This is a genomic window from Nocardia acidivorans NBRC 108247, from assembly GCF_001625085.1.
In the GTDB taxonomy this organism is placed as follows: domain Bacteria; phylum Actinomycetota; class Actinomycetes; order Mycobacteriales; family Mycobacteriaceae; genus Nocardia; species Nocardia acidivorans.
The window spans coordinates 23,907-46,497 of the sequence record NZ_BDAW01000041.1; the positions used below are offsets into that span (position 1 = coordinate 23,907).

Annotated in this window: 26 protein-coding genes; 21 read left to right on the forward strand and 5 right to left on the reverse strand. The window is 66.0% G+C overall.

Annotation, left to right across the window (positions count from 1 at the left end; all coding sequences use genetic code 11):
- Positions 1-178: 178 nt before the first annotated feature.
- The 4 genes from NA10_RS22345 to NA10_RS22360 all read left to right on the forward strand — a co-directional run bounded on the left by NA10_RS22345 (position 179) and on the right by NA10_RS22360 (position 4,012).
- Entirely contained in the window at positions 179-1,192 is a 1,014-nt protein-coding gene (locus tag NA10_RS22345; RefSeq protein ID WP_084515129.1) for an ATP-binding cassette domain-containing protein, read from the forward strand.
- A complete protein-coding gene (locus NA10_RS22350; protein WP_067571099.1) occupies positions 1,189-2,013 on the forward strand; it encodes an ABC transporter permease in 825 nt (274 codons plus the stop codon). The genes NA10_RS22345 and NA10_RS22350 overlap by 4 nt, the downstream gene beginning before the upstream one ends.
- The gene (locus tag NA10_RS22355) at positions 2,010-2,894 is read left to right on the forward strand and encodes an ABC transporter permease (protein ID WP_067571101.1); all 885 of its coding nucleotides are present in this window, start codon (positions 2,010-2,012) and stop codon (positions 2,892-2,894) included. The genes NA10_RS22350 and NA10_RS22355 overlap by 4 nt, the downstream gene beginning before the upstream one ends.
- An 89-nt stretch (positions 2,895-2,983) precedes the next feature.
- A complete protein-coding gene (locus NA10_RS22360) occupies positions 2,984-4,012 on the forward strand; it encodes an SDR family oxidoreductase (protein WP_067571103.1) in 1,029 nt (342 codons plus the stop codon).
- A gap of 8 nt (positions 4,013-4,020) precedes the next feature.
- Here NA10_RS22360 and NA10_RS22365 read toward each other — a convergent pair whose 3' ends face one another.
- Both NA10_RS22365 and NA10_RS22370 read right to left on the reverse strand, forming a co-directional pair.
- Positions 4,021-5,199, reverse strand: coding sequence for a lycopene cyclase family protein (locus NA10_RS22365; protein WP_067571105.1), 1,179 nt, complete (start codon positions 5,197-5,199; stop codon positions 4,021-4,023).
- 141 nt (positions 5,200-5,340) lie between these two features.
- The gene (locus tag NA10_RS22370; protein WP_067571107.1) at positions 5,341-5,817 is read right to left on the reverse strand and encodes a hotdog fold domain-containing protein; all 477 of its coding nucleotides are present in this window, start codon (positions 5,815-5,817) and stop codon (positions 5,341-5,343) included.
- A 164-nt stretch (positions 5,818-5,981) separates the two neighbouring features.
- On the opposite strand from NA10_RS22370, the gene NA10_RS22375 reads away from it, so the two are divergent.
- The 12 genes from NA10_RS22375 (at position 5,982) to rpsQ (ending at position 12,167) form a co-directional block, all read left to right on the forward strand.
- On the forward strand, positions 5,982-6,377 hold the full coding sequence (locus NA10_RS22375; RefSeq protein WP_067571110.1) for a hypothetical protein: 396 nt from the start codon (positions 5,982-5,984) through the stop codon (positions 6,375-6,377).
- A 517-nt stretch (positions 6,378-6,894) separates the two neighbouring features.
- The gene (gene rpsJ, locus NA10_RS22380; RefSeq protein WP_003938093.1) at positions 6,895-7,200 is read left to right on the forward strand and encodes a 30S ribosomal protein S10; all 306 of its coding nucleotides are present in this window, start codon (positions 6,895-6,897) and stop codon (positions 7,198-7,200) included.
- Between the two features lie 14 nt (positions 7,201-7,214).
- Positions 7,215-7,880 (forward strand): 50S ribosomal protein L3, encoded by a 666-nt coding sequence (gene rplC / locus NA10_RS22385; protein WP_067571111.1) that lies wholly within the window; start codon positions 7,215-7,217, stop codon positions 7,878-7,880.
- Positions 7,877-8,548 carry a 50S ribosomal protein L4 gene (gene rplD, locus NA10_RS22390; RefSeq protein ID WP_067571113.1) on the forward strand — a complete coding sequence of 224 codons (672 nt, stop codon included), beginning with the start codon at positions 7,877-7,879 and terminating at the stop codon, positions 8,546-8,548. Before rplC ends, rplD begins: the two co-directional genes overlap by 4 nt.
- The gene (gene rplW, locus NA10_RS22395; RefSeq protein ID WP_067571115.1) at positions 8,545-8,850 is read left to right on the forward strand and encodes a 50S ribosomal protein L23; all 306 of its coding nucleotides are present in this window, start codon (positions 8,545-8,547) and stop codon (positions 8,848-8,850) included. Before rplD ends, rplW begins: the two co-directional genes overlap by 4 nt.
- 33 nt (positions 8,851-8,883) lie before the next feature.
- Positions 8,884-9,714, forward strand: coding sequence for a 50S ribosomal protein L2 (gene rplB, locus NA10_RS22400; protein WP_067571117.1), 831 nt, complete (start codon positions 8,884-8,886; stop codon positions 9,712-9,714).
- Positions 9,715-9,728: 14 nt separating this feature from the next.
- Positions 9,729-10,010, forward strand: coding sequence for a 30S ribosomal protein S19 (gene rpsS / locus NA10_RS22405; protein WP_040804204.1), 282 nt, complete (start codon positions 9,729-9,731; stop codon positions 10,008-10,010).
- On the forward strand, positions 10,007-10,408 hold the full coding sequence (gene rplV / locus NA10_RS22410; RefSeq protein WP_067571119.1) for a 50S ribosomal protein L22: 402 nt from the start codon (positions 10,007-10,009) through the stop codon (positions 10,406-10,408). The genes rpsS and rplV overlap by 4 nt, the downstream gene beginning before the upstream one ends.
- The gene (rpsC, locus tag NA10_RS22415) at positions 10,409-11,215 is read left to right on the forward strand and encodes a 30S ribosomal protein S3 (RefSeq protein WP_067571121.1); all 807 of its coding nucleotides are present in this window, start codon (positions 10,409-10,411) and stop codon (positions 11,213-11,215) included.
- Positions 11,216-11,218: 3 nt separating this feature from the next.
- Positions 11,219-11,635: a 50S ribosomal protein L16 gene (gene rplP / locus NA10_RS22420; RefSeq protein WP_067571123.1), complete on the forward strand. Its 417-nt coding sequence runs from the start codon at positions 11,219-11,221 to the stop codon at positions 11,633-11,635.
- Entirely contained in the window at positions 11,635-11,874 is a 240-nt protein-coding gene (gene rpmC / locus NA10_RS22425; RefSeq protein WP_067571125.1) for a 50S ribosomal protein L29, read from the forward strand. Before rplP ends, rpmC begins: the two co-directional genes overlap by 1 nt.
- The gene (rpsQ, locus tag NA10_RS22430) at positions 11,871-12,167 is read left to right on the forward strand and encodes a 30S ribosomal protein S17 (protein WP_067571127.1); all 297 of its coding nucleotides are present in this window, start codon (positions 11,871-11,873) and stop codon (positions 12,165-12,167) included. The genes rpmC and rpsQ overlap by 4 nt, the downstream gene beginning before the upstream one ends.
- A 101-nt stretch (positions 12,168-12,268) precedes the next feature.
- Here the strand turns inward: rpsQ and NA10_RS22435 are convergent, their stop codons facing one another.
- Positions 12,269-12,691 carry a pyridoxamine 5'-phosphate oxidase family protein gene (locus NA10_RS22435; RefSeq protein ID WP_067571129.1) on the reverse strand — a complete coding sequence of 141 codons (423 nt, stop codon included), beginning with the start codon at positions 12,689-12,691 and terminating at the stop codon, positions 12,269-12,271.
- Positions 12,692-12,986: 295 nt separating this feature from the next.
- Here NA10_RS22435 and NA10_RS38800 point away from each other — a divergent pair, with 295 nt between their 5' ends.
- Complete coding sequence (locus NA10_RS38800) at positions 12,987-16,280, forward strand: 3-carboxy-cis,cis-muconate cycloisomerase family FAD/NAD(P)-binding protein (protein ID WP_245677654.1); 3,294 nt, start codon at positions 12,987-12,989, stop codon at positions 16,278-16,280.
- Between the two features lie 344 nt (positions 16,281-16,624).
- Here NA10_RS38800 and NA10_RS22450 read toward each other — a convergent pair whose 3' ends face one another.
- Positions 16,625-17,035 (reverse strand): DUF5997 family protein, encoded by a 411-nt coding sequence (locus tag NA10_RS22450; protein WP_067571133.1) that lies wholly within the window; start codon positions 17,033-17,035, stop codon positions 16,625-16,627.
- Positions 17,036-17,115: 80 nt separating this feature from the next.
- On the opposite strand from NA10_RS22450, the gene NA10_RS22455 reads away from it, so the two are divergent.
- The 4 genes from NA10_RS22455 (at position 17,116) to NA10_RS22470 (ending at position 21,670) form a co-directional block, all read left to right on the forward strand.
- Complete coding sequence (locus tag NA10_RS22455) at positions 17,116-18,069, forward strand: LysR family transcriptional regulator (RefSeq protein ID WP_067571135.1); 954 nt, start codon at positions 17,116-17,118, stop codon at positions 18,067-18,069.
- Between the two features lie 251 nt (positions 18,070-18,320).
- Positions 18,321-18,872: an EXLDI protein gene (locus NA10_RS22460; protein ID WP_067571138.1), complete on the forward strand. Its 552-nt coding sequence runs from the start codon at positions 18,321-18,323 to the stop codon at positions 18,870-18,872.
- A 35-nt stretch (positions 18,873-18,907) separates the two neighbouring features.
- Complete coding sequence (locus tag NA10_RS22465; protein WP_067571140.1) at positions 18,908-21,064, forward strand: MMPL family transporter; 2,157 nt, start codon at positions 18,908-18,910, stop codon at positions 21,062-21,064.
- Between the two features lie 195 nt (positions 21,065-21,259).
- The gene (locus NA10_RS22470) at positions 21,260-21,670 is read left to right on the forward strand and encodes a hypothetical protein (protein WP_067571165.1); all 411 of its coding nucleotides are present in this window, start codon (positions 21,260-21,262) and stop codon (positions 21,668-21,670) included.
- Positions 21,671-21,781: 111 nt separating this feature from the next.
- Here NA10_RS22470 and NA10_RS22475 read toward each other — a convergent pair whose 3' ends face one another.
- Positions 21,782-22,546, reverse strand: coding sequence for a CPBP family intramembrane glutamic endopeptidase (locus NA10_RS22475; protein WP_084515131.1), 765 nt, complete (start codon positions 22,544-22,546; stop codon positions 21,782-21,784).
- Between the last annotated feature and the right edge of the window lie 45 nt (positions 22,547-22,591).

Consider the following 22,591-nt stretch of genomic DNA (forward strand, 5'->3'; position numbering starts at 1 on the left):
GACCCATTGGTTTGTGGTGAAGCTCACGTTTGGTCTAACGCTGCTAAGGCAAAGCAACGACCCCGCTTCCGCGTGGCCGGTAACATCGCGCGCGACGGAGTGGATCATCCCGAGGGGATGTGGGGACCCGCCGCCCGGGGCGACTGAAATTGCCCGCCCAGCCGATAGTGGAGAGTTGATGCCGAGCCAGGACAAACCGGATTCGCCGCAAAATGTTTCAGTAACAGCAGCGCGCGGCGGAAGCGATCCGGCCGTATATGTCGAAGACGTCCGCAAATCCTTCGGTGAGGTGCACGCCCTCAGCGGCATCAGCTTCACCGCCGAACGCGGTCAGGTGCTCGGCATTCTCGGACCCAACGGTGCGGGTAAGACCACCTGCGTCAAGATTCTCTCCACCCTGCTGCGCCCGGACTCCGGCACCGCCCGGGTCGCCGGCCACGATGTGCGCAAGGATCCCGCCGCCGTCCGCCGATCGATCATGATGACCGGTCAGTACGCGGCCCTGGACGAAAACCTCTCCGGACGCGAGAACCTCGAACTCTTCGGCCGCCTCATGGGTTTGCCCCGCAAGGCCGCCCGCCTGCGCGCGGACAACCTGCTCGAGGAGTTCGACCTCACCGGCGCGGGCCGCCGCGCTGTCCGGCACTACTCCGGCGGTATGCGCCGCCGCGTCGACATCGCCTGCGGACTCGTGGTCCGGCCCGAGGTGGTCTTCCTGGACGAGCCCACCACCGGCCTCGACCCGCGCAGCCGCCAGGGCGTCTGGGATCTGGTCAACGCGCTCAAGACCCAGGGCATCACGGTCCTGCTGACCACGCAGTACCTCGAAGAGGCCGACGTGCTCAGTGACAACATCATCGTCATCGACAAGGGCACCGTCATCGCCGAGGGCACCGCGGACGCGCTCAAGGAGAAGACCGGCGGGAGCTACTGCGAGGTCGTCCCGCTCGACCCGACACAGCTGACCCACGCCGCCGACGCGCTCGGCGATCTGGTCCCCGCCACCGTGCGCGCCGAAATCAATGGCGGCGACCGGCTTTCGATTCCGGCGCCGGACGGGGCCGCGACCCTCGCCGAGGCACTGCGCCGACTCGATACCGCCGGCATCCAACTCGCCGACATCGGACTGCGCCGCCCCTCGCTCGACGATGTCTTCCTCTCGCTCACCGGACACTCGGGCGGCACCCAGTGACGGCGGCGTCGGTCGAACCCGCCGTCCGCCTGCGCGACGACCTGTTCGCGGGACTACCCAAATCCAAGCCCAACAGCTTCGGACAGTGGCGCGCGCTCACCGGGCGCATCCTCTGGGTGATGGCCACCAAGGGCGAACTGATCTTCGCGACCATCACCCCGCTGGTGCTGACCCTCGGCTTCTACCTGCCGCTCAAATACGTCATGCATTTTCGCGGCATCGATTACGCGCAGTTCGTCATGCCGATCATCGTGCTGCAGACCATGTCCGTCACCATGATGTCCAATGCGCAGATGGCCGCCTTCGAAGCCATGACCGGATTCAACACCCGGTTGCAGACCATGCCCGTCGGCAAGATGGTGCCGCTGCTGTCCCGCCTGAGCGCGGGCCTGGTGCGGTCCATCGTCTCGCTGGCCGCCGCCATCGGCTGGGGCCATATGATCGGCTTCCGATTCGTGGCCGGTTGGGGCCAGGCGGTGCTGTTCTGCCTGTTCTCCCTCGCGGTCGGCACGGTCCTCGCGATCGGCGCGGACGCGCTCGGATCGCTCACCAAGAGTCCCGAATCATTGAGTCAGGCGCTGACGCTGCCCACTTTGATCTTCGGCATGCTCTCCTGCGGTTTCGTCCCGGAATCCGGTTTCCCGGTGTGGGTTCGGCCGTTCGTGCGCAATCAACCCATCTCCCAGTTCTCCTTCGCGCTGCGTGACATGGCCGCGAACGGGGTGACCTGGCAGGTGTTCTGGGTACCGATGGTGTGGCTGATCGGCGCCGCTGTGGTCTTCGTGCCGGCAGCGGTCTGGGCGAGTATGAGGCGGTCATGAGTTCGGTAATCGAAGCCAACACGCTCGAGGGCGAAACGGTGACAGCGGAGCAGGAGTCGTGGGCGGGGCATCAGCCGCTGCCGCGCGTTCGGGAGCGATCCGAACGGGCGCTGGCGGTCTGGTTCGAGCAGAGCCTGATCCAGTGCAAGCGACTGCTGATCGGCTGGGCGCGCGACCCCGCGACGACCATCCAGACCATCGTCTACCCGGCCGCCACCCTGCTGATGTTCCGTGTGGTGCTGGGTGATTCGATCACCTCCGCCACCGGTATGCCCAGCATCTACGGCACGGTCCCGATGGTCATGCTCGTCGCGGCCATGTCCGGGTCGGTGGTGTCCGCGCTCGGCTTCAAGGTCGAGAAGGCCACCGGACTGCTCGGCCGGTTCTGGACCATGCCGATGAATCGCGCCGCCGGGCTCACCGGGCGACTGCTTGCCGAGGCGATTCGCGTACTGGTCACCTCGCTGATCGTGCTCGCGGTCGGTGTGGCGCTGGGCTTCCGATTCTGGTTCGGTCCGGCCGCGGCCATTGCCATGCTCGCGATTCCGGTGCTGTTCGGCATCGGCTTCGCGGTCCTGGTGACCGCGCTCGCCACCATTACCGAAGGGGTGATGCTGGTGCAGGTCATCGGTGTCATCAATACCCTGCTGATGTTCTTCAACACCGGATTCGTGCCGGTGTTCGCGTATCCGGTGTGGTTGCAGAAGACCGTGGAGAACCAGCCCATGAGTACGGCGGTCGACGCCATGCGCGGGCTCGCCTACGACGGGCCGATCGCCACGCCGCTGATGAAGACCATCGCGTGGGCCATCGGACTGGTGCTGGTCTTCGGCTATCCGGCCATCCGCGGCTATCGCAAGGCGGCCGAGACCGGAGCCTGACGGGAATGTGAATGCGTCCCGCATGCGAGCTTTGAGCGTTTTGCGGAGCCGCAGGAGGAGTGTGGCGCGCGTCACGCTAGGGTGAACCCATGTCTTACCTGGTTACCGGGGCAACCGGGTTCATCGGTCGGTTCTTGGTTCCCGAATTACTGAAACGCGGTGCGGACGTCCACGTACTGGTGCGCCCCGGCGAGGACTCCGTACTGCGCTTCAACCGTTGCCTGCGACTGTGGGGCGCGGGCGACCGGGTGCGCGCGGTCCGCGGCGACCTCAACGCGCCCGGCGTCGGCGTCGACCCGAGCTGGATTGCGGCGCAGCGGGGTTCGATCGAACACGTCTTCCACCTGGCCGGTGGACTCGACTCCGTCGAACCCGGCGGCGGCACCCGGCGCGTCGCCGAACTCGCGACCCAGCTGGAAGCGGGCCTGCTGCACCATATTTCGACCGCGCAGATCGCGGGCAGCTGGGAAGGGGTGTTCACCGAGGACATGTTCGACGTCGGACAGGTGCTCGGGTCGCCGTATCAGCGCGCCATGCTGAAGGCCGAACAGGCCGTGCGCGATCAGGACGGGGTGCCGTGGCGGATCTACCGGCCCTCGATCGTCATCGGCGATTCGCACACCGGGGAGATCGACCGCATCGACGGGCCGTACTACTTCTTCCGGCTGCTGCGCATGGCCGCGCAGCTGCCGCGCATCCTGCCGGTGGTCTCACCGAAACTGGGCGAAACCAACATGGTTCCGGTCGATTACGTGGCGCGGGCGCTGGACCACATCGCGCATCGGCCCGGCGGCGGGGGAGCGACCTACCACCTCACCGATCCGCGGCGGCAGAGCGTGGCCGAGGTGTTCAACCTCTTCGCCGATGAGGCCGGAGCACCGCATCTGATGGAGGTCATGCCCAAGCAGACCCTCGATATGACGCTGCGCGTGCCCGGCATGGGCTGGGCGCTGCGCCAGGTCGGGGTTCCCATGGACGTCATCGAACACAGCGAATTCGCCTGCCACTTCGACTCCCGGCACGCCCAGGCCGCGCTGGCCGGAACCGATATCAAGGTCCCGCCGCTGGTCGGCTACGCGCCCATCATCTGGAAGTACTGGATCGAGAACTGGGTCTGAGCCGGTCGTCAGGACTCGGGCCGACCGTAATCCCAACCCACCCAACGGTTTCGGTTCCGCCAGCCGACCAGGTCGTAGCGCCAGCGGAACGGCCAGGTCCGCGCCACCGTCATGAACAGCACGCCGCCCAGCGCGGTGTAGTCCTCATGTGCGGACAACAGCGCCCGCTGCTGCCGGGGCGACGCGGTGAAGAAGGCGTCGAACATGGAGATCGACTGTTCGGTGGTCAACCGGCCGAGCCCGTACACCCCGCGCATGCGCATCCAGTAGACCAGCCGCGCCCGCGCGGGCCACAGCGCCGCGATCGGATCCTGCCCCCGCTGAACGGCTGCCACCGCGGTATCGACCAGCGCCAGCGAATCCGCCACGCTGTACCCGGTGCACGGATGCATCATCCCGCCCCGCGATCCGAACGGAATCGTCTGTCCGCGACCGGCTTTCGGCGGTGCGTCATCGAGCGGATAGTGCGCGGCCTCGGTCGGTTCATCGCCGGTGAGCCGAATCCCGTGCCGCGCCAGCCGATGCAGTGTCCGCCTGCGCAACTCGTGCTGCGGCATTCCGCCCCGCAACCCGAGACTGGTCTCCTCGAAAACCACGGTCCCATCGCCGAGCGGCATGGCGTAGAGGAACGACGGCGGCTCATCCGCTCCCGCGCCATTCTCGTTCCGCCAATCCAGCAGCAGCCCCTCACCCGGGGTCACCATCGGCGCGGCCACCTCTTCGCGCACGAAAATGCCGTGTGCCGCCGCCACTCTGCGCTGTCCCGGCGACACCTGTCCGCGCGTATCGAAAACCACCGCGGCCCGAATCTCGGTGCCATCGGCCAACTCCACCCGATGCGCCTGGACCGCCTTGGCCCGCCCGGCGATCACCATCGCGTCGTCCAACGGCAGCGCCGCCTTCAACCCCGGCTTCGACAGCACGCAGTAGGGCCGATCGATCCGATGTTCGGCCTTGGTCCACACCACCGGTTTGTCCACCCGACTGGCGATGACACTCTGCGGCAACCACTCCGGCAGCTCATCGATCCAGCACGAGTACGTGGGCGGCCAGATCCGCTCCGGTCGCGGATCCACCGCGACCACCCGCAACCCCGCGACCATCGCCCGGTGCGCGAGCGCCTGTCCCGTGGGTCCCAACCCCACGACACAGACATCCGCCACCCCACCAACCATCCGGCCACTCATACTTCGCATTCAAACAGCCCCGCCCCCGCCCCACCACCATCCACCCGGCTTCGCACCCCGCCGAAGTTCGGCGGCGGACGCCTCCTCCGGCGGGCGAACGGGGCAATTTCGCCGGGGCGCAGCGGAATTACCGGGTTCGGACTACTTCGGGGTGACCCAGGTGGTGATGTCGGCGTGGACCACCTCGACGCCGGACTTGTCGTAGATGGCGACGGGGACCACCAGGTTCCGGCCCTCGGTGATGGTGGCGAAGTCGGGGATTTCGGGGAGTTCGGCCACCGCGCGCAGGCCGGAGTTGGCCTTGGCGAGGTACTGGACGTTCATGGCCTTGGGAATCCAGCGATGGGTGTCGGGGACCGTGGCCTCGGAGAGCATGCCCATGGCGACCTCGGCGAGGTTGCAGGCGGCGATGGCGTGGAAGGTGCTCAGGTGGTTGTGGATGCCGAACCACTTGGGGGCAGTCACCTCGCAGAGGCCGGGTTCCAGGCGCACCACGGTCGGCAGCACGGTGCCGAAGTAGGGGACGCGCGCGACCATGCCGAGGGAGAACAGGGTGTGGCCGAGGCGGTTGTCCGGCAGCTTCTTCCAGCCGCGGTAGGTGGCGGTCTCTTTGCTCATACCGCGTATCTTACTCAGAAGTAAGTTCGACGGAAGGGTGCGGGGCGCGACCGGCTCACCCGGCAAACCGGGCAGTTGCTTGCTAATTTGAAACGCTGCGTGATCAACGTGGCTGGCGCCGATGCCAATTCATCGGTTCGTCGGGGAATGGAGCTCGAAAAATCATGCGTATCAAGACCGTTGCCGCCTCGCTGGGCATCGCGCTGGCGGGCGCGGCCGCAGTATCGACCGTGGGAGCGGGCTCGGCCGCCGCCTTTCAACCCTTCAGTGATCCGGGTAAAGGGATCTACTTCGGTGTGGAGTTCGATCGGGCCGAAACCGCCGCGCTGAGCGACAGTGTGGTCCCGGGTCTGATGACCCAGTTCCTGTCGAACCGTCAGACGGGCTACATCCTGGACGACTACTCCGAGCTGCTCCAGCGCGACGGCCACTTGTATGCCACTCCCGGTTCGGTGCTCAAAGAGGCGGGGGAGTACGGGGGTATGGTCGGCTTCGCGGTGGTGGATCCGGCCCGACTCGGGGGCTACCAGTTCCTGGTCGTTCAGGAACTGGGGTACTGATCCATCCGGCGGGCGTCCTCGTGACGTCCGCTCGGTCGTCCGGCGACGCGCCCGGGTGACGACACCCCGTGGTTGAAAGCCGGTCGCGGCGACGGTTGTGACCAGGGCCATCGCGTTTTCGCGGGTGTGGGGGGCCGATTTGAAGTCCCCCATAGCCGTGGGGCATACTGTTCAGGTTGCCCGCACCGGGTTGTGCCTTCCTCCGGGAAAGTCGCAGGTGGTGGCGGGTGAGTAGGACCCACTCTTGTACCCCGCCGGATAGGCGCGGGTGCTTCCGGGACACGGTTCCAAGGCTCAGAGATCACTCGGGCCGAAGAATGAGCGGATGGGCGACACGCCCGACCGCGTGGACCGGATGGAACCATGACAGATGAACAGCGGCGATGGATCGGGCCTCGAGAGGCCGGGTCGTGTGGTGGCTGATGCGTCTTCGTGTGTTCGGGCTGTGCAAATGAGGGTGTTTCGAGAGCGAAAGCTCTTGGGGCACAAACGTTAAGCGGAGAAAAGGACACTCAGCGTGGCGGGACAGAAGATCCGCATCAGGCTCAAGGCCTACGACCATGAGGCGATCGACGCGTCTGCGCGCAAGATCGTTGAGACGGTCACCCGTACGGGTGCCCGCGTCGTTGGCCCGGTGCCGTTGCCCACCGAAAAGAACGTGTACTGCGTTATCCGTTCGCCGCACAAGTACAAAGACTCGCGCGAGCACTTCGAGATGCGTACACACAAGCGGCTGATCGACATCCTCGACCCGACGCCGAAGACGGTTGACGCTCTCATGCGTATCGACCTCCCGGCCAGCGTCGACGTCAACATTCAGTGACGGGGATTCCAGATATGACTGACAACAAGAGCAGGCCGGCTGCCGGCATCCTGGGAACCAAGCTCGGTATGACCCAGGTCTTCGATGAGAAGAACCGCGTTGTTCCGGTGACCGTCGTCAAGGCCGGTCCGAACGTCGTGACCCAGATCCGCACCGCTGAGCGCGATGGCTACGCCGCCATCCAGATCGCTTACGGCGCCATCGACCCGCGCAAGGTGAACAAGCCGGTTTCCGGCCAGTTCGCCAAGGCCGGTGTCACCCCTCGCCGCCACATCACGGAGATCCGCGTCGCTGACGTCGATTCCTTCGAGGTCGGCCAGGAGATCGGCGCGGAAGCCTTCGCCGAAGGCAGCTTCGTCGACGTGACGGGCACCTCCAAGGGCAAGGGCTTCGCGGGCACCATGAAGCGTCACGGCTTCAAGGGCCAGGGCGCCTCGCACGGCGCGCAGGCCGTGCACCGTCGTCCGGGTTCCATCGGTGGTTGCTCCACCCCGGGTCGCGTGTTCAAGGGCATGCGCATGTCCGGCCGGATGGGTAGCGACCGCGTGACCACGCAGAACCTCACGGTCCACAAGGTGGATGCCGAGAACGGTCTGCTGCTGATCAAGGGTGCGATCCCGGGCCGTCGCGGCCACGTCGTGATCGTCAAGAGTGCAGTGAAGGGTGGTGCCCGGGCATGAGCACCGAGACCAAGACCAACCTGACGCTCACGGTCAAGGCCGCTGGCGGCAAGACCGAGGGCACCGTCGAGCTCCCCGCGGAGATCTTCGACGTAACCGCCAACATCTCGCTGATGCACCAGGTCGTCGTGGCCCAGCTGGCCGCGGCTCGCCAGGGCACCCATGCGACCAAGACCCGCGGTGAAGTCCGTGGTGGCGGCCGTAAGCCGTACCGCCAGAAGGGCACCGGCCGCGCGCGCCAGGGTTCGACCCGTGCGCCGCAGTTCGCCGGTGGTGGCACCGTCCACGGCCCGCAGCCGCGTGACTACACCCAGCGCCTGCCCAAGAAGATGAAGGTCGCCGCACTGCGTGGCGCTCTCTCCGACCGGGCTCGCAACGAACGCATCCATGTGATCACCGAACTGGTCCCGGGTCAGACCCCGTCGACCAAGGTCGCCAAGAACTTCCTTGCCGAGCTCTCGACTCGCAAGCAGCTCCTGGTGGTCGTCGGTCGCGAGGACATCGCCACGTGGAAGAGCGTCGCGAACCTGCAGAACGTGCACCCGATCGCTCCCGATCAGCTGAACACCTATGACGTGCTGAAGGCCGATGAGGTCATCTTCTCCGTCGAGGCGCTCAACGCCTTCGTGCACGGCCCTGCCGAAGCTGCACAGGAGGAGAGCAAGTGACCACGATCGCCGACCCCCGCGACATTCTGCTGGCGCCGGTCATCTCCGAGAAGTCCTATGGACTGATCGAAGAGGGTACCTACACCTTCATCGTGCACCCGGACTCCAACAAGACGCAGATCAAGATTGCCGTCGAGAAGGTCTTCGGCGTCACGGTGACCAGCGTCAACACCGCTAACCGTCAGGGCAAGCGCAAGCGGACCCGCTTCGGTTACGGCAAGCGCAAGAGCACCAAGCGCGCGCTCGTGACCCTCTCGGCCGACAGCAAGCCCATCGAGATCTTCGGAGGCCCGGTCGCGTAAGCGGCGGGGACTTCAGAAAGTAGAGAAGAACTCATGGCAATCCGTAAGTACAAGCCGACAACCCCGGGCCGCCGCGGTGCCTCGGTCTCGGACTTCGCCGAGATCACCCGCTCGACCCCCGAGAAGTCGCTGCTGCGTCCGCTCACCAAGACCGGTGGCCGTAACGCTCAGGGCCGCATCACCACTCGTCACAAGGGTGGCGGCCACAAGCGTGCCTACCGTCTGATCGACTTCCGTCGTTTGGACAAGGACGGCATCCCGGCCAAGGTCGCGCACATCGAATACGACCCCAACCGCACCGCCAATATCGCCCTGCTGCACTTCGCGGATGGCGAGAAGCGCTACATCATCGCGCCCAAGGGCATCGCCCAGGGCACGAAGATCGAGTCCGGCACCGGCGCGGACATCAAGCCCGGCAACAACCTGCCGCTGCGCTCGATCCCGACCGGTACCACCATCCACGCGGTGGAACTGCGTCCGGGTGGCGGCGCCAAGCTGGCTCGCGCCGCCGGCATGAGCATTCAGCTGCTGGGTAAGGAAGGCGCCTACGCCGTCCTGCGTATGCCCTCCGGTGAAATCCGTCGCGTCGATGTGCGCTGCCGCGCCACCATCGGCGAGGTCGGCAACGCCGAGCAGTCGAACATCAACTGGGGCAAGGCCGGCCGTATGCGGTGGAAGGGCGTTCGCCCGACCGTCCGTGGTGTCGTGATGAACCCGGTCGACCACCCGCACGGTGGTGGTGAAGGTAAGACCTCCGGTGGTCGCCACCCGGTCTCGCCGTGGGGCAAGCCCGAGGGCCGTACCCGTAAGCCCAACCGTCCCAGCGACAAGCTCATCGTCCGCCGCCGCGGCAAGAAGCGTTAAGGAGGAGGTTAGACATGCCACGTAGCCTGAAGAAGGGCCCGTTCGTCGACGGCCACCTCCTGAAGAAGGTGGACGTACAGAACGAGAAGGGCACGAAGCAGGTCATCAAGACCTGGTCGCGTCGTTCCACCATCATTCCCGATTTCATCGGCCACACGTTCTCGGTGCACGACGGCCGCAAGCACGTGCCGGTGTTCGTGTCGGAGAACATGGTCGGACACAAGCTCGGTGAATTCGCGCCGACTCGGACGTTCAAGAGCCACGTCAAGGAAGATCGGAAGAGCAAGCGGCGATGAGCACTGACACTCAGAATCAGACCGCACGCGCGACCGCCAAGCATGTCCGCGTGACGCCCATGAAGGCTCGTCGTGTTGTGGACCTGGTCCGCGGCAAGCGGGTCGAGGATGCGCTGAACATCCTGCGGTTCGCTCCGCAGGCCGCCAGCGAGCCGGTTGCGAAGGTTGTCGCCTCGGCGGCCGCCAACGCCGAGAACAACCTCGGCCTCAACCCGGCGACCCTGGTCATCTCGACGGCGTTTGTCGACGAGGGCGCGACCATGAAGCGTTTCCAGCCGCGTGCCCAGGGCCGTGCGTTCCGGATTCGCAAGCGCACCAGCCACATCACCATCGAGGTCGAGAGCGTGCCCACTGCCGGCGCTGCCACTCGTAGCCGCCGGAAGGGAGGGGCGAAGTAAATGGGACAGAAGATCAATCCCCACGGCTTCCGCCTCGGCATCACCACCGACTGGAAGTCGCGCTGGTACGCCGACAAGCAGTACAAGGAATACGTCGGAGAAGACGTCAAGATCCGCAAGCTCCTCTCCACCGGTATGGAGCGCGCGGGCATCTCGAAGGTCGAGATCGAGCGCACCCGTGATCGCGTTCGTGTGGATATCCACACCGCGCGTCCGGGCATCGTGATCGGCCGTCGTGGCGCCGAAGCCGACCGCATCCGTGCCGAGCTGGAGAAGCTCACCGGCAAGCAGGTGCAGCTGAACATCCTCGAGGTCAAGAACCCCGAGTCGGATGCGCAGCTCGTTGCCCAGGGTGTGGCCGAGCAGCTGTCGAACCGTGTGGCGTTCCGTCGTGCGATGCGTAAGGCCATTCAGTCGGCCATGCGTTCGCCGAACGTCAAGGGCATCCGCGTGCAGTGCTCGGGCCGCCTCGGTGGCGCCGAAATGTCGCGCTCGGAGTTCTACCGCGAAGGCCGTGTGCCGCTGCACACGCTTCGCGCGGACATCGACTACGGCCTGTACGAGGCCCGCACCACCTTCGGCCGTATCGGCGTGAAGGTGTGGATCTACAAGGGCGACATCGTCGGTGGCAAGCGTGAGGTCACCGCGACCGCAGCGCCCGCCGGCGACCGTGATCGCCCGCGTCGTGAGCGGCCCAGCCGCCCGCGTCGTTCGGGTGCCCAGGGCACAACCGCGACCAGCACTGAGGCCGGGCGTGCCGCGACTGCTGTCGCGGAAGCTCCGGCTGAGACGACCCAGGAGGGCTGACCTATGTTGATGCCTCGCAAGGTCAAGCACCGTAAGCAGCATCACCCCAGCCGTTCGGGCATGTCCAAGGGCGGCACGGCGGTTTCCTTCGGTGAGTACGGCATCCAGGCTCTGGAGCCCGCTTACGTGACCAACCGTCAGATCGAGTCGGCGCGTATCGCGATGACCCGCCACATCAAGCGTGGCGGCAAGATCTGGATCAACATCTACCCCGATCGCCCGCTCACCAAGAAGCCGGCCGAAACCCGCATGGGTTCCGGTAAGGGTTCGCCGGAGTGGTGGATCGCGAACGTGAAGCCCGGACGGGTCATGTTCGAGATGTCTTACCCGAATGAGGAGACCGCTCGTGAGGCCCTGCGCCGCGCGATGCACAAGCTCCCCATGAAGTGCAGGATCGTGACGCGAGAGGAGCAGTTCTGATGGCTACCGGAACTCCGGCTGCAGAGCTGCGCGAGCTGACCGAAGAGGAGCTCGTCGCGAAACTGCGTGAAGGCAAGGAAGAGCTGTTCAACCTGCGCTTCCAGATGGCGACCGGTCAGCTGACCAACAATCGTCGTCTGCGTGTGGTCCGCCACGAGATCGCGCGCATCTACACGGTCATGCGGGAGCGCGAGCTCGGCCTGGCCTCCGGTCCTGAAGGCAAGGGAGACGCCGCATGAGCGACGTAAAGGGCCCGGCCAAGACGCCGGCCAAGGCAGAAGAGCGTGGCCAGCGCAAAGTGCGCATCGGCTACGTTGTTTCCGACAAGATGACCAAGACCATCGTGGTCGAGCTGGAAGATCGCGTGAAGCACAAGCTTTACGGCAAGATCATCCGCACCACCTCGAAGGTCAAGGCGCACGACGAGAACGAGATCGCCGGTATCGGTGACCGCGTGCAGCTGATGGAGACCCGTCCGCTGTCCGCCACCAAGCGCTGGCGTCTGGTCGAGGTGCTGGAGAAGGCCAAGTAAGGTCTGCTCCACCTCGATGACAGTCGAAATACGAAGGCCCGCTTCCCCCGTGGAGGCGGGCCTTCGTCGTTTCATCGGGCAGGGCCGCCGCGCGCGAGGGGTCAGAAAGAGCCCAGATCGGCCGATAGCCAGTGTTCGGGTGTCATGTAGACGGCCACCTGCTCACCGATGGCGTCGGCCTGTTTCATATAGCCCTCGACCTGTTCGGGGGACATGTAGTGGGCTGCCATCTCGCGGTGCATCGCATCGGTGATGGGGGTGATGCGGGTGATCGGGCCCTCCGCCGTGACGTAGCGGACGCTCGGCTCCAGCACCTGCGCCATAATGCTGAAGCGGCCGGATTCCTTCAGCCGCCGCATCTTCCGCGACTCTGGACCGGTGAGGAACCACAGCTCACCGCCCGGTTCGTACCGGTACCAGATGGGGACGTTCAGCGGTGCTCGACCCGGCTCGTCATTGACCGCCAAAGCGCCGATGTGTGGTTGGGCGAGGAAACTCTGTCGTTCTTCCAACGTCAGTGTCATGCCATCCACGGTAGCGCGCGGGTATGACCGGTTTCGGCCGCCGAATCGTCCGAAGCGCCGCGGAGGGCGGTGTTTCACCTGATCAGGTGGGAATGTGCGGCGATTCGACGGCATGCGGCAGCAACAGGCGTTTGCGGCTCATGGGATTGTTCACGGCCGTATTCCGTACCGCGCGTTCTTGTATGGGATTTATCGCATTGCTACCCTCGGCGAAGTGCCCGCTACCGGGCACGGATCCTCGGGCGCGATCGGTGAGTGAATGCTCGATAATGTTGTTCGTATTGCGATAGTCGGAATGGGACCTCGCGGTCTGAATGTCTTCGAACGTATTTGCGCGAATGCTCGGCAGCTCGGTAGTTGTGCCGGTGTGGAACTGATTCTCATAGACTCGAAAAGGGTTGGCACGGGCGCGGTTTGGCGCACCGATCAACCGGCTCAGCTGCTGATGAACACGGTTGCCGAGCAGGTCACCATCTTCACCGACGATACGGTGGAGATGGCGGGTCCGGTGGATCGAGGGCCCAGTTTGTACGAATGGTCCAATTTCCTCGCCAAGATAGGCAATTTCGCCGGACTGCCCTCCGGTGCGTATCGCGAAGCCCTGCGCATCCGCGCGGATACCTATCCGCCGCGCTACTTCTACGGCCATTATCTGCGCTGGGCATTCGAACGCACCCGCGACCGCTATGCCGAATGGGCGCATACTCGCGAAATTGTGGCTACCGCAATCGATCTGCGAGACGGCCCGGGTGGGTTACAGGAACTCGACCTCAGCACCGGCGAACGCCTGTGCGGTCTGCACGCCGTGGTGCTCAGCCAGGGGCATCTGGGGGAGGAGCCGCCGCGGGAGCCCGGCTCGCTGCCCGATTCGGCGCGCCGCCTCGGCCTCGATTACGTGGCCCCGGCCAATGCCGCCGATATCGATACCGCCCGCATTCCCGAGCGCGAACCGGTGCTGATTCGCGGCCTCGGCCTCACCTTCTTCGACTATCTGACGCTGCTGACCGTAGGTCGCGGCGGCTGTTTCAAGGAGTGCGACGCGGGCCTGGAGTACGTGGCCTCGGGCCGGGAGCCGGTGATCATGGCGGGCTGCCGGCGCGGCGTACCCCATCACGCGCGCGGGGAGAATCAGAAGGGGGTGGACGGCCGGTACGCGCCGATGCTGCTGACCCCCGAGCGCATTGCCCGATTGCGCGGCCGCTCACGCAAATTCGGTGATGTGTCGTTCCGGCACGATGTGTGGCCGCTGATCGCCCGCGAGGTCGAATCGGTCTACTACTCGGCCATCCTGGCCGAACGGCTGAGCCCGCAGCGGCTGGAGTCCTTCCGGGACCGCTATCTCAATGCCGCGGCGGCCGCCGAGACCGCGGAGTTGTTGCAGCGCTTCCATCTTCGCGAGGACGAGCGGTGGGATTGGTCCACCCTCGTCGACCCCACCGGCGGTCGCGCCTTCACCGATCCCGACGATTTCCACGACTGGCTGCTCGGCTATCTCGACGCCGATGTCCGCGAGGCCCGCCTGGGCAATGTGCGCGGCCCGGTGAAATCGGCCCTGGATGTCCTGCGCGATCTGCGCAATGAGGTCCGCCTGGTGGTCGACCACGGCGGTATCGCGGGTTCGTCCTACCGCGATGACCTGGACCGCTGGTACACCCCCATGAACGCCTTCCTCTCCATCGGCCCGCCCGCCAGTCGCATCGCAGAAATGGCGGCGCTGATTCGCGCGGGCGTGCTGCGGGTCATCGGCCCGGGTATGCGCCTGCGCGTGGACCCCGGTCGTCGCCTGTTCGCGGCGGAGTCGCCGCAGGTGGCAGGTTCGCTCGTGCGTGGCCGTCATCTGATCGACGCCTGGCTGCCCGCTCCCGATCTGCGCCGCACCGCGGATCCGCTGCTGCGTAATCTGCTGGGCCGCAAGGACGTCAGCGGTTTCACCATCGCCTCCCCCGATGGCAGCGACTATCGCACCGGCGGTCTGGCGCTCGCACCCAATACCCATCATCTGATCGATGGCGCGGGCCGAATTCATCAGCGCCGCTATGCCTTCGGTGTGCCCACCGAATCGGTGCGCTGGGTGACCGCGGCCGGTCCGCGGCCGGGCGTGAATTCGGTGACGCTGGCGGACGGCGACGGTATCGCCCGCGAGATTCTCACCACGCACCGCTATGAGCGGTCCGCGAATCCTCTGGAAGGGCAAGACGATATGGCGATCGAATACGGTCTGCTGTCCCCGGTGGGCGTGGGCGCGCCGGTGGAATCCCTGCTCGGCGACGATGCCTGGATCGAGGCCATGGTGGAGGTGGAGGTGGCGCTCGCGCGGGCGCAGGCCCGCCTGGGCATGGTGCCGGAGGTGGTGCCCGAGCATATCGCCATGGCGGTGCGCGATCATCGCCTCGATGCCCGGGAGATCGCGGAAGCCGCACGGGGAGCGGCGAATCCGGTGGTGTGCCTCGTGGAGCGGCTGCATCGCGCGGTCGCCGATATCGATCCGGTGAGTGCGAACTATGTGCACTACGGCTCCACCAGTCAGGACATTCTCGATACCGCGACCATGGTGATCGCGGCGCGGGTGCTCTCGGTGGTGATCGCGGATCTGAACCGCATTCTGGGTTCGCTGGCCGAATTGGCGCGGCGGCACCGCAGTACGCCGATCGCCGGTCGCACCCTGGCCATGCAGGCGGTGCCGACCACCTTCGGCGCGAAGGTGGCGGTGTGGATGCAGGGCATTCTCGACGCGCGTGAGCGGCTGTGCCAGGTGCGCACCGGGCTGCCCGTGCAATTGGGCGGTGCGGCGGGCACTTTGGCCTCGTATATCGAATGCGCGCGCTGCGGTGCGTCCGAGTTGGCCCTCGCGCCGAGCGGGGAGATCGTGGAGCGGTTGAGCGCGGAGTTCGCCGCCGAACTGTCCCTGGGCGTGAGCGCGACGCCGTGGCATTCGGTGCGCACACCCATCGCCGATCTGGCGTCCGCGCTGGCGCTCACCGCGGGCGTGCTCGGCAAGATGGCGGTGGATGTCATCTCCCAGTCCCGCACCGAGGTGGCCGAACTCTACGAGCCCTCCGCCGAGGGACGCGGTGCGTCGTCGGCCATGCCGCAGAAGCGAAATCCTGTGCTGAGCACCATGATTCGCGCGGCCGCCCTGCAAACCCCGGCGCTGGCCTCGACGCTGTTCGGCGCGCTGCTGGCCGAGGACGAGCGGCCTGCGGGCGCCTGGCATGCCGAATGGCAGCCGCTGCGCGAATGTCTGCTGCTGGTGGGTGGCGCCGCGCATACCGCGGTGGAGTTGGCCGCCGGTCTCACCGCCGACGCCGACCGGATGACCGCGAATCTCACGCTCACCAAGGGACAGATCGTCTCCGAGCGGCTCTCCATCCGGTTGGCTCCGCTGCTGGGGAAGCCGGTCGCGAAGAAGACCCTGCAATCGGCGTCCTACGAATCGCAGTCCACGGCGCGTCCGCTGGCGGAGATATTGGCCGAATCCCCGGATATCGCAATGCATTTGAGCCCGGTGGAACTCAACGACCTACTGCGCCCGGAAAACTACCTCGGCGCGGCCCCCGATCTGGTGGATCGAGTGCTGCGCCGACTGTGAGCCTTCAGCGTCGTCATTCCGGCGGGTTCTCGGCGGGGATCCACTGAACGTGTTGGAGCGTCGAAGGTGTGGATCCCGGCCAAGAGCATGCCGGGATGACGGGGGCACGACGACCCGGGATGGGGGTGCGACGACCCGGGATGGGAGTGCGACAACCCGGGATGGGAGTGCGACAACCCGTGACGGGGGTGCGACAACCCGTGACGGGGGTGCGACAACCCGGGATGGGGGAACGACAACCCGGGATGGGGGAACGACAACCCGGGATGGGGGAACGACAACCCGGGACGGGGGTGCGGCAACCCGGGATGGCGGGGTTACGACAACCCGGGATGTGGCGGGGACTACCAGCGCTTGGCGGGCCGGTTGGTCGCTGCGCGGCGGGCGGCCTCTTTCGCCTTGACGCGCTCGGCTTCCTTGCGGACCTCGGCGTAGTTCTCGCGTTCGCGCAGCAGCCACTCGGGCGGGTTCGCAAGGAGCTCGTCGATCTGCGCGGTGGTCATGGCGTCCTCGACCCCGGCGCGGCCCAGGCCGGAGTTGGAGATGCCGAGTTTGCGGGCGACCACATCGCGCGGGAAGGGTCCGTCCCGGTGCAGATCCCGCAGCCACTGCGGCGGATCGGTGCGCAACTGCTCCAGCTGGGCGCGGGTGACGGGTGAGTTCCGGAACTCCTCGGGGGTTGCGGGGAGGTAGATACCGAGTTTGGCGGCCGCGGTCAGCGGCTTCATGGTTTGGGCGTTCTTGTCCGGGCTCACCGGTCAAGGGTATCGGGCCGGGTGGGGTGAACCGGCCGCGCGGTGCGGTTATCGGATGCCAGTGCAATAACCTGGGTGGAATGAGCCGGTTCGAGTCGATCGATGTCACGCGTCTGCGCTGGTTCGCCGGGGTTGCGGAGGAGTTGCACTTCGCCCGTGCCGCACAGGCCATGGGGATTTCCCGGCAGCGTTTGAGCCGGACGGTCATCGAGCTCGAGGAGGAGCTCGGCGCCAAACTCTTCGTACCGGGCGCACAACCCACCCAGCTCACGGCCGACGGCGAGGAGCTGTTGACCGCGGCTCGCGAGATTCTCGCGAATGTGGTCGAGGAGCCCGCGCGCGCGGCCGAGGACGAGGGTGAGCGCCTGCGCGTGGGATTCGTCCCCGGCGTGACGGTCACCAAATGGGAGCGCATCTGGCGTGAGCGCTTCCCGGAGCTGCCGTTGGAGATGCTGGCGATCCCCATGCGTGATCAGGAATCGGCGCTGCGCGCGGGCGTGGTCGATATGGCGTTCGTGCGCCTGCCCATCGATCGCGAGGGGATGAGCGCCATTCCGCTGTATCGCGAACTGCCGGTGGTGGTGGTGCCCAAGGATCATCCGATCTCGGTGTTCGAGCAGGTGAGCACGCTCGAGCTGGCCGATGAGCGGATGCAGGACGCCGCCGATCTGGATGAGGCGGCCATGACCATGGAGATGGTGGCCGCGGTGAGCGGTGCGGCCATCGTGCCGCATTCGATCGCCCGGCTGCATGCCCGCAAGGATCTCGTCTACCGGACTGTCACCGATGTGCCGACGACGGAGATCGCGCTGGCCTGGCCGCAGGAGCGCACCACCGAACTGGTGGAGGAGTTCGTCGGCGTGGTGCGCGGCCGGTCCGCGCGCAGTTCGCGCTCGCCGTCCGGTCAGGATTCGAAGAAGCCGCAGGCCAAGATGCCGGTGCGGGGTGCGAAGAAGCCGGTCGGCGGGAAGAAGCCCGCACCCGCGAAACGTGGTGGGGCAGTGCAGAAGCCGGGTAAGCGGCGCGGCCGCTGATCATCGGGGTCGATCTGGGGATATCTCAGGGTCGATTCAGGGTTGCGCTATACGTATACGTCTACTTATAGTGATTGCGGGCGGCGATGAAGCCGCCCGCTGATGGTCATCGGTAATCGAACCCGTTGCGGCACAGTGCATCTCAATCCATGACGGCACGTTGTAGATGCATGCCTATATACGCATCAATGAATGTGAAGAACGTCAACCGATGGTTGACTATCAAATAAAAGTCAACCTAAGGTTGACGCATGCGAGAATTGGAGTACGTCATGGACATCGACATGCACAAGCCCGAGGGCGACGAGCCCGCCCGGAGCGCTGTCGGCACCGAGGATCTTCCCGAGGGTATGAGCCGCATCGAACTGCGCGTGGGTCCCGGCGGCGGTCGCACACAGAGCTTCGTCGGCCGGCTGCTGGCCGAATCGCAGCAGGTCACCAAGGTCGGCACCGAGGTGATCAACGTCTACCTCAGCCGGAAGGGCAAGTTCGTCGTGCACCGTCAGTACGTCGAATGGTCGGATTTCCAGCAGGCGACCAAGCAGGCGTACAACTCCGTTCGCGCCGACTTCATCACCGCGCGCCGCAATTCCGATCAGTCCGACTTTTCACCTATCACCCACTGGGTCAAGGAGTTTAAGAACTGGCGCGAACTGCTTGGCCTTGGTAAGGATGGGTACGGGGACTTCACTCTGGACATCGTCGACTCGCTGGACGAGTTGCGCGAGCGTGTCCCCGCCAAGGCCTTCCGGATCGCCGCCGATGTGGTGTCGAACCCGGCCTCGCACGACCTCGATATCTGAATAGCGCGGCCGAACCCCGAAAGGACTTCTCCCGCATGTTCTCCCGACTGGGACGCTTTGTCGTCAAGCAGCCGTGGCTGGTTATCGGCGTCTGGCTTATCGCCATTGTCGCCATCGCCGCCACGGCGCCCAAACTCACCGCAACCACGGATCAGGCCGACTTCCTCCCTTCGCACTACGAGTCCATCCGGGCGATGCAGACTCAGGAGAAGGCCTTCCCCAACAGTGCCACCCCGTCCGCGCTCATCGTCTTCGAGCGCGCCGACGGCGCACCGCTGACCGAGGCCGATGCGGCCACCGTGCAGGCGGCTGCGACCAAGCTCACCGAGCGAAAGATCAAGGACGTCACCGCGATCGCGGCAATGCCGGTCTCGGAGAACAAGCTCGTCGATGTCGTCGCGGTGCAGATGATCAAGGTCACCAGCCCGAATGATACGCGGCAGACCGATGCGGTGAAGGATCTGCGCACCGCTCTGAAGGAGACGGTCGAGGGTTCGGACCTGAAGGCGGGTGTCACCGGGCAGGCGGCGCAGACGCTGGATCAGCAGGATTCGGGTAACAAGGCGCTGGCCATCATCGGTATCGCGACCATCGTGCTGATTCTGGTGCTGCTGCTGGTGATCTTCCGCAGCCCGGTCATCGCGCTGCTGCCGATTCTGGTGATCGGCGCCATCTCGATGGCGGTCAACGGTCTGATCGCCATGGTGTCCAAGGCTTTCGATCTCAAGGTCGACAGTTCCGTGCAGTCACTGCTGGTGGTGGTGTTGTTCGGTGTCGGCACGGACTACATCCTGTTCCTGATGTTCCGGTATCGGGAGCGCTTGCGTGCCGGTGAGGATCCCAAGACCGCCATGGTCAGCGCGGTGACCCGGGTGGGTGAGGCGATCAGTTCGGCCGCGGCCGCGGTGATCATCGCCTTCGGCGCGCTCATGCTGTCGACGCTGGGCATGTTCCGTTCGCTCGGTCCGGCGCTGGCCATTGCCGTCGCGGTGGCGCTGCTGGCGGGTCTGACCCTGGTTCCGGCGATCGTTTCGCTGTTGGGCACCAAGGTGTTCTGGCCGTCGAAGGCGTGGCAGCAGGAGCCGACGGGTGCGCGTTTCGCGGCGGTCGGCGGCTCGCTGGGTCGGCGTCCGGGGCTGTACGCGCTGGTTTCGGGTGGTCTGCTGGTGGCCCTGGGCGTGGTCGCGCTCGGCTTCAATCCGACCTTCGATCTGAGTTCGAGTTCGACCTCGGACACCTCCGAATCCACGGTCTACAGCAAGGAATTGCTCAAGGGCATGCCCGCGGGCACGACCCAGCCGTCGCAGGTCTATCTGAGTTCGGAGGGCACTGCGCTCACGGCCGACCAGCTGAGCACCTATCGCACCGCGCTGACCGGTATCTCCGGTGTGGGTCAGGTCTCCGAGCCGAAGCTGTCGGAGAACCAGGAGATCGCCGAATACCAGGTGACGCTCAATGACGCTCCGGAGTCCGATGCGGCATTGAAGACGGTGCAGGGCCCGCTGCGTGATGTCGCGCATTCGGCCGCACCGGAGGGCGCCAAGGCCGTGGTCGGCGGTATGACCTCGATCTTCGTGGACTTCAAGGCCGCGATGAATCGTGATTACGCGGTGGTGTTCCCGGTGGCCGCGGTGCTGATCATGCTGGTGCTGGGTCTGCTGCTGCGCAGTCTGGTGGCGCCCTGGTATCTGATCGCGTCGGTGTTCCTCGGGTTCGCCGCCACGCTCGGCGCCGCGGTGCTGGTTTTCCAGCACCTGCAAGGCAATTCGGGTCTGATCTTCACTTTGCCGCTGATCATGTATCTGTTCGTGGTCGCCCTCGGGACGGACTACAACATCCTCATGGTGGCGCGATTGCGGGAGGAGGCCCGCGAGGGTCACGATCCGCATCGGGCCGCGGCCGAGGCGGTCAAGCACACCGGCCCGACCATCGCCGCCGCCGGTCTGATCCTGGCGGGCACCTTCGCCTCGATGATGCTGGCGGGCAACAACGCCCTGTCCCAGATGGGTTTCGCCATCTCGGTGGGCATCGGTATCGCGGCCTTCGTGATGGCGATGTTCTTCACCCCGTCGGTGACCGCGCTGATCGGTCGCAAGGCGTGGTGGCCGGGTCACGGTGGTGATGCCGATCCGCAGGCGGAGTGGAATGAGCAGCAGTGGGCGCAGCCCGCCTCTGATTCCGCGCGCCGTTAGCCGCGAATCCTGTTCCAGCACAGCCGGGCCCGTCTCCCTGTCGGAGGCGGGCCCGGCCGCTGTACCGGGCTTTTCGCCGTTCTGACAGAAACGCGTTTCAGTTTTTTCCCGAAAGTGCCACGCCTCGAACTGGACAACCGATATGGTTCGCCGGACCGTACCCGCAGGGGGTTGGCACCCGAGGAGATTCCAGACATGACCACGACCGTGAACAAGCGCATCGCCCAGCGGGCCGGATTCGGCATCACCGCGCTGGCGGCGGTGGCCTGTTCGGCGGCCCTGACCGCGCCCTACGCCTCGGCGGTCCCCACCGGCCTGTCGGTGAACGCCCGCAATATCTACGCGGCCTGCACCTATGAGGTCACCGCCACCTACGACCACTGGTTCGAAGCCTGGTTCTACGACAACGGCCTGGTCATCGGCGGCAGCCCGATCAGCCCGACCAACGGCAAAGCCACCATCCAGTGGACCCCCAAGAGCGCCGGCACCCACACCCTCTCCACCCTCCAGGGCACCGCCTGGGAACTGAAGGTCAACGTCCTGCAGCCCACCCTCACCGGCAGCGCCACCTGCGGCGCAAGCCCCCTGGGCTTCCTGGGCTCCTGATCCCGGTTCGGTGGCGGCCCAACCACACCGAACCGTCCCGGACCGGCTGACCGCCAAATCCTCTGTTCCCCAGGTCAGCCGGTCCACCCCTTTTCACGGGCGAAAACTGTTTCAGCGCAGGGTCGTATGCCAGACCAGGGCCGCGGCGAGTGCGCCCGCGCCGTTGACCGACCAGTGCAGGGCGATGGGGGCCAGCAGGCTGCCGCTGCGGCGGCGGAGCCAGGTGAAGACGGCTCCGGCGGCGGCGGTGGCGAGGACGGCCAGGCCGATGCCGAGGATCTGCCCCGCTACGCCGCTGCCGAGGATGCCGGTCAGGCCCTTGTTGCCGGTGGTGAGGCCCAGGGATGAGGCCACATGCCAGAGGCCGAAAAGCATTGAGCCCGCCGCGAATACGCCACGTGCGCCGTAGGCGCGGTCGAGGGTGCCGTGCAGGACGCCGCGGAAGGCGAGCTCCTCGGGGATGGCCGTTTGCAGGGGGATGACGATCATCGATGCGATGAGCGCGCCGGAGATGGTGGCGTAGCGGTCGGCCAGGAAGAACGGGCGGGTGATCGGCAGCAGTGCGCCGATGGCCACGGCGGTGAGGACCACGCCCACGGCGGCGAGGGCCCAGACCGAGCCGCGTCGCCAGTGCCTGGGGGACAGGCCGAGTTCGGCCCAGCCGAGGCCGCGGCGGCGGACCATGGCGAGCAGCACAATCGCGGCAATCGGGACGGTGACAATGCTGGCCCAGGCGGTGGTGAAGTGCGCGATGAGATTGGTGCAGATCAGAACGACCACGACGACCGCGACATCGAGGGAGGCGTGCAGGCGGTGGCGGAGGGGTGCGGGTGCTGCGGGGAGCGCAGCGATCGCACCGTTATCGTTCTGAGACATCCCGGCCAGTGTACGTACGGATCCTTAGAACGCACTACGAATGTG

Coding starts and splice junctions, on each gene's coding strand:
- NA10_RS22345 (WP_084515129.1), top strand. CDS start 179: ATGCCGAGCCAGGACAAACCGGATTCGCCGCAAAATGTTTCAGTAACA.
- NA10_RS22355 (WP_067571101.1), top strand. CDS start 2,010: ATGAGTTCGGTAATCGAAGCCAACACGCTCGAGGGCGAAACGGTGACA.
- NA10_RS22360 (WP_067571103.1), top strand. CDS start 2,984: ATGTCTTACCTGGTTACCGGGGCAACCGGGTTCATCGGTCGGTTCTTG.
- NA10_RS22365 (WP_067571105.1), bottom strand. CDS start 5,199: ATGAGTGGCCGGATGGTTGGTGGGGTGGCGGATGTCTGTGTCGTGGGG.
- NA10_RS22370 (WP_067571107.1), bottom strand. CDS start 5,817: ATGAGCAAAGAGACCGCCACCTACCGCGGCTGGAAGAAGCTGCCGGAC.
- NA10_RS22375 (WP_067571110.1), top strand. CDS start 5,982: ATGCGTATCAAGACCGTTGCCGCCTCGCTGGGCATCGCGCTGGCGGGC.
- rplC (WP_067571111.1), top strand. CDS start 7,215: ATGACTGACAACAAGAGCAGGCCGGCTGCCGGCATCCTGGGAACCAAG.
- rplD (WP_067571113.1), top strand. CDS start 7,877: ATGAGCACCGAGACCAAGACCAACCTGACGCTCACGGTCAAGGCCGCT.
- rplB (WP_067571117.1), top strand. CDS start 8,884: ATGGCAATCCGTAAGTACAAGCCGACAACCCCGGGCCGCCGCGGTGCC.
- rpsS (WP_040804204.1), top strand. CDS start 9,729: ATGCCACGTAGCCTGAAGAAGGGCCCGTTCGTCGACGGCCACCTCCTG.
- rplV (WP_067571119.1), top strand. CDS start 10,007: ATGAGCACTGACACTCAGAATCAGACCGCACGCGCGACCGCCAAGCAT.
- rpsC (WP_067571121.1), top strand. CDS start 10,409: ATGGGACAGAAGATCAATCCCCACGGCTTCCGCCTCGGCATCACCACC.
- rplP (WP_067571123.1), top strand. CDS start 11,219: ATGTTGATGCCTCGCAAGGTCAAGCACCGTAAGCAGCATCACCCCAGC.
- rpmC (WP_067571125.1), top strand. CDS start 11,635: ATGGCTACCGGAACTCCGGCTGCAGAGCTGCGCGAGCTGACCGAAGAG.
- rpsQ (WP_067571127.1), top strand. CDS start 11,871: ATGAGCGACGTAAAGGGCCCGGCCAAGACGCCGGCCAAGGCAGAAGAG.
- NA10_RS22435 (WP_067571129.1), bottom strand. CDS start 12,691: ATGACACTGACGTTGGAAGAACGACAGAGTTTCCTCGCCCAACCACAC.
- NA10_RS38800 (WP_245677654.1), top strand. CDS start 12,987: ATGGGACCTCGCGGTCTGAATGTCTTCGAACGTATTTGCGCGAATGCT.
- NA10_RS22455 (WP_067571135.1), top strand. CDS start 17,116: ATGAGCCGGTTCGAGTCGATCGATGTCACGCGTCTGCGCTGGTTCGCC.
- NA10_RS22460 (WP_067571138.1), top strand. CDS start 18,321: ATGCGAGAATTGGAGTACGTCATGGACATCGACATGCACAAGCCCGAG.
- NA10_RS22465 (WP_067571140.1), top strand. CDS start 18,908: ATGTTCTCCCGACTGGGACGCTTTGTCGTCAAGCAGCCGTGGCTGGTT.
- NA10_RS22470 (WP_067571165.1), top strand. CDS start 21,260: ATGACCACGACCGTGAACAAGCGCATCGCCCAGCGGGCCGGATTCGGC.
- NA10_RS22475 (WP_084515131.1), bottom strand. CDS start 22,546: ATGTCTCAGAACGATAACGGTGCGATCGCTGCGCTCCCCGCAGCACCC.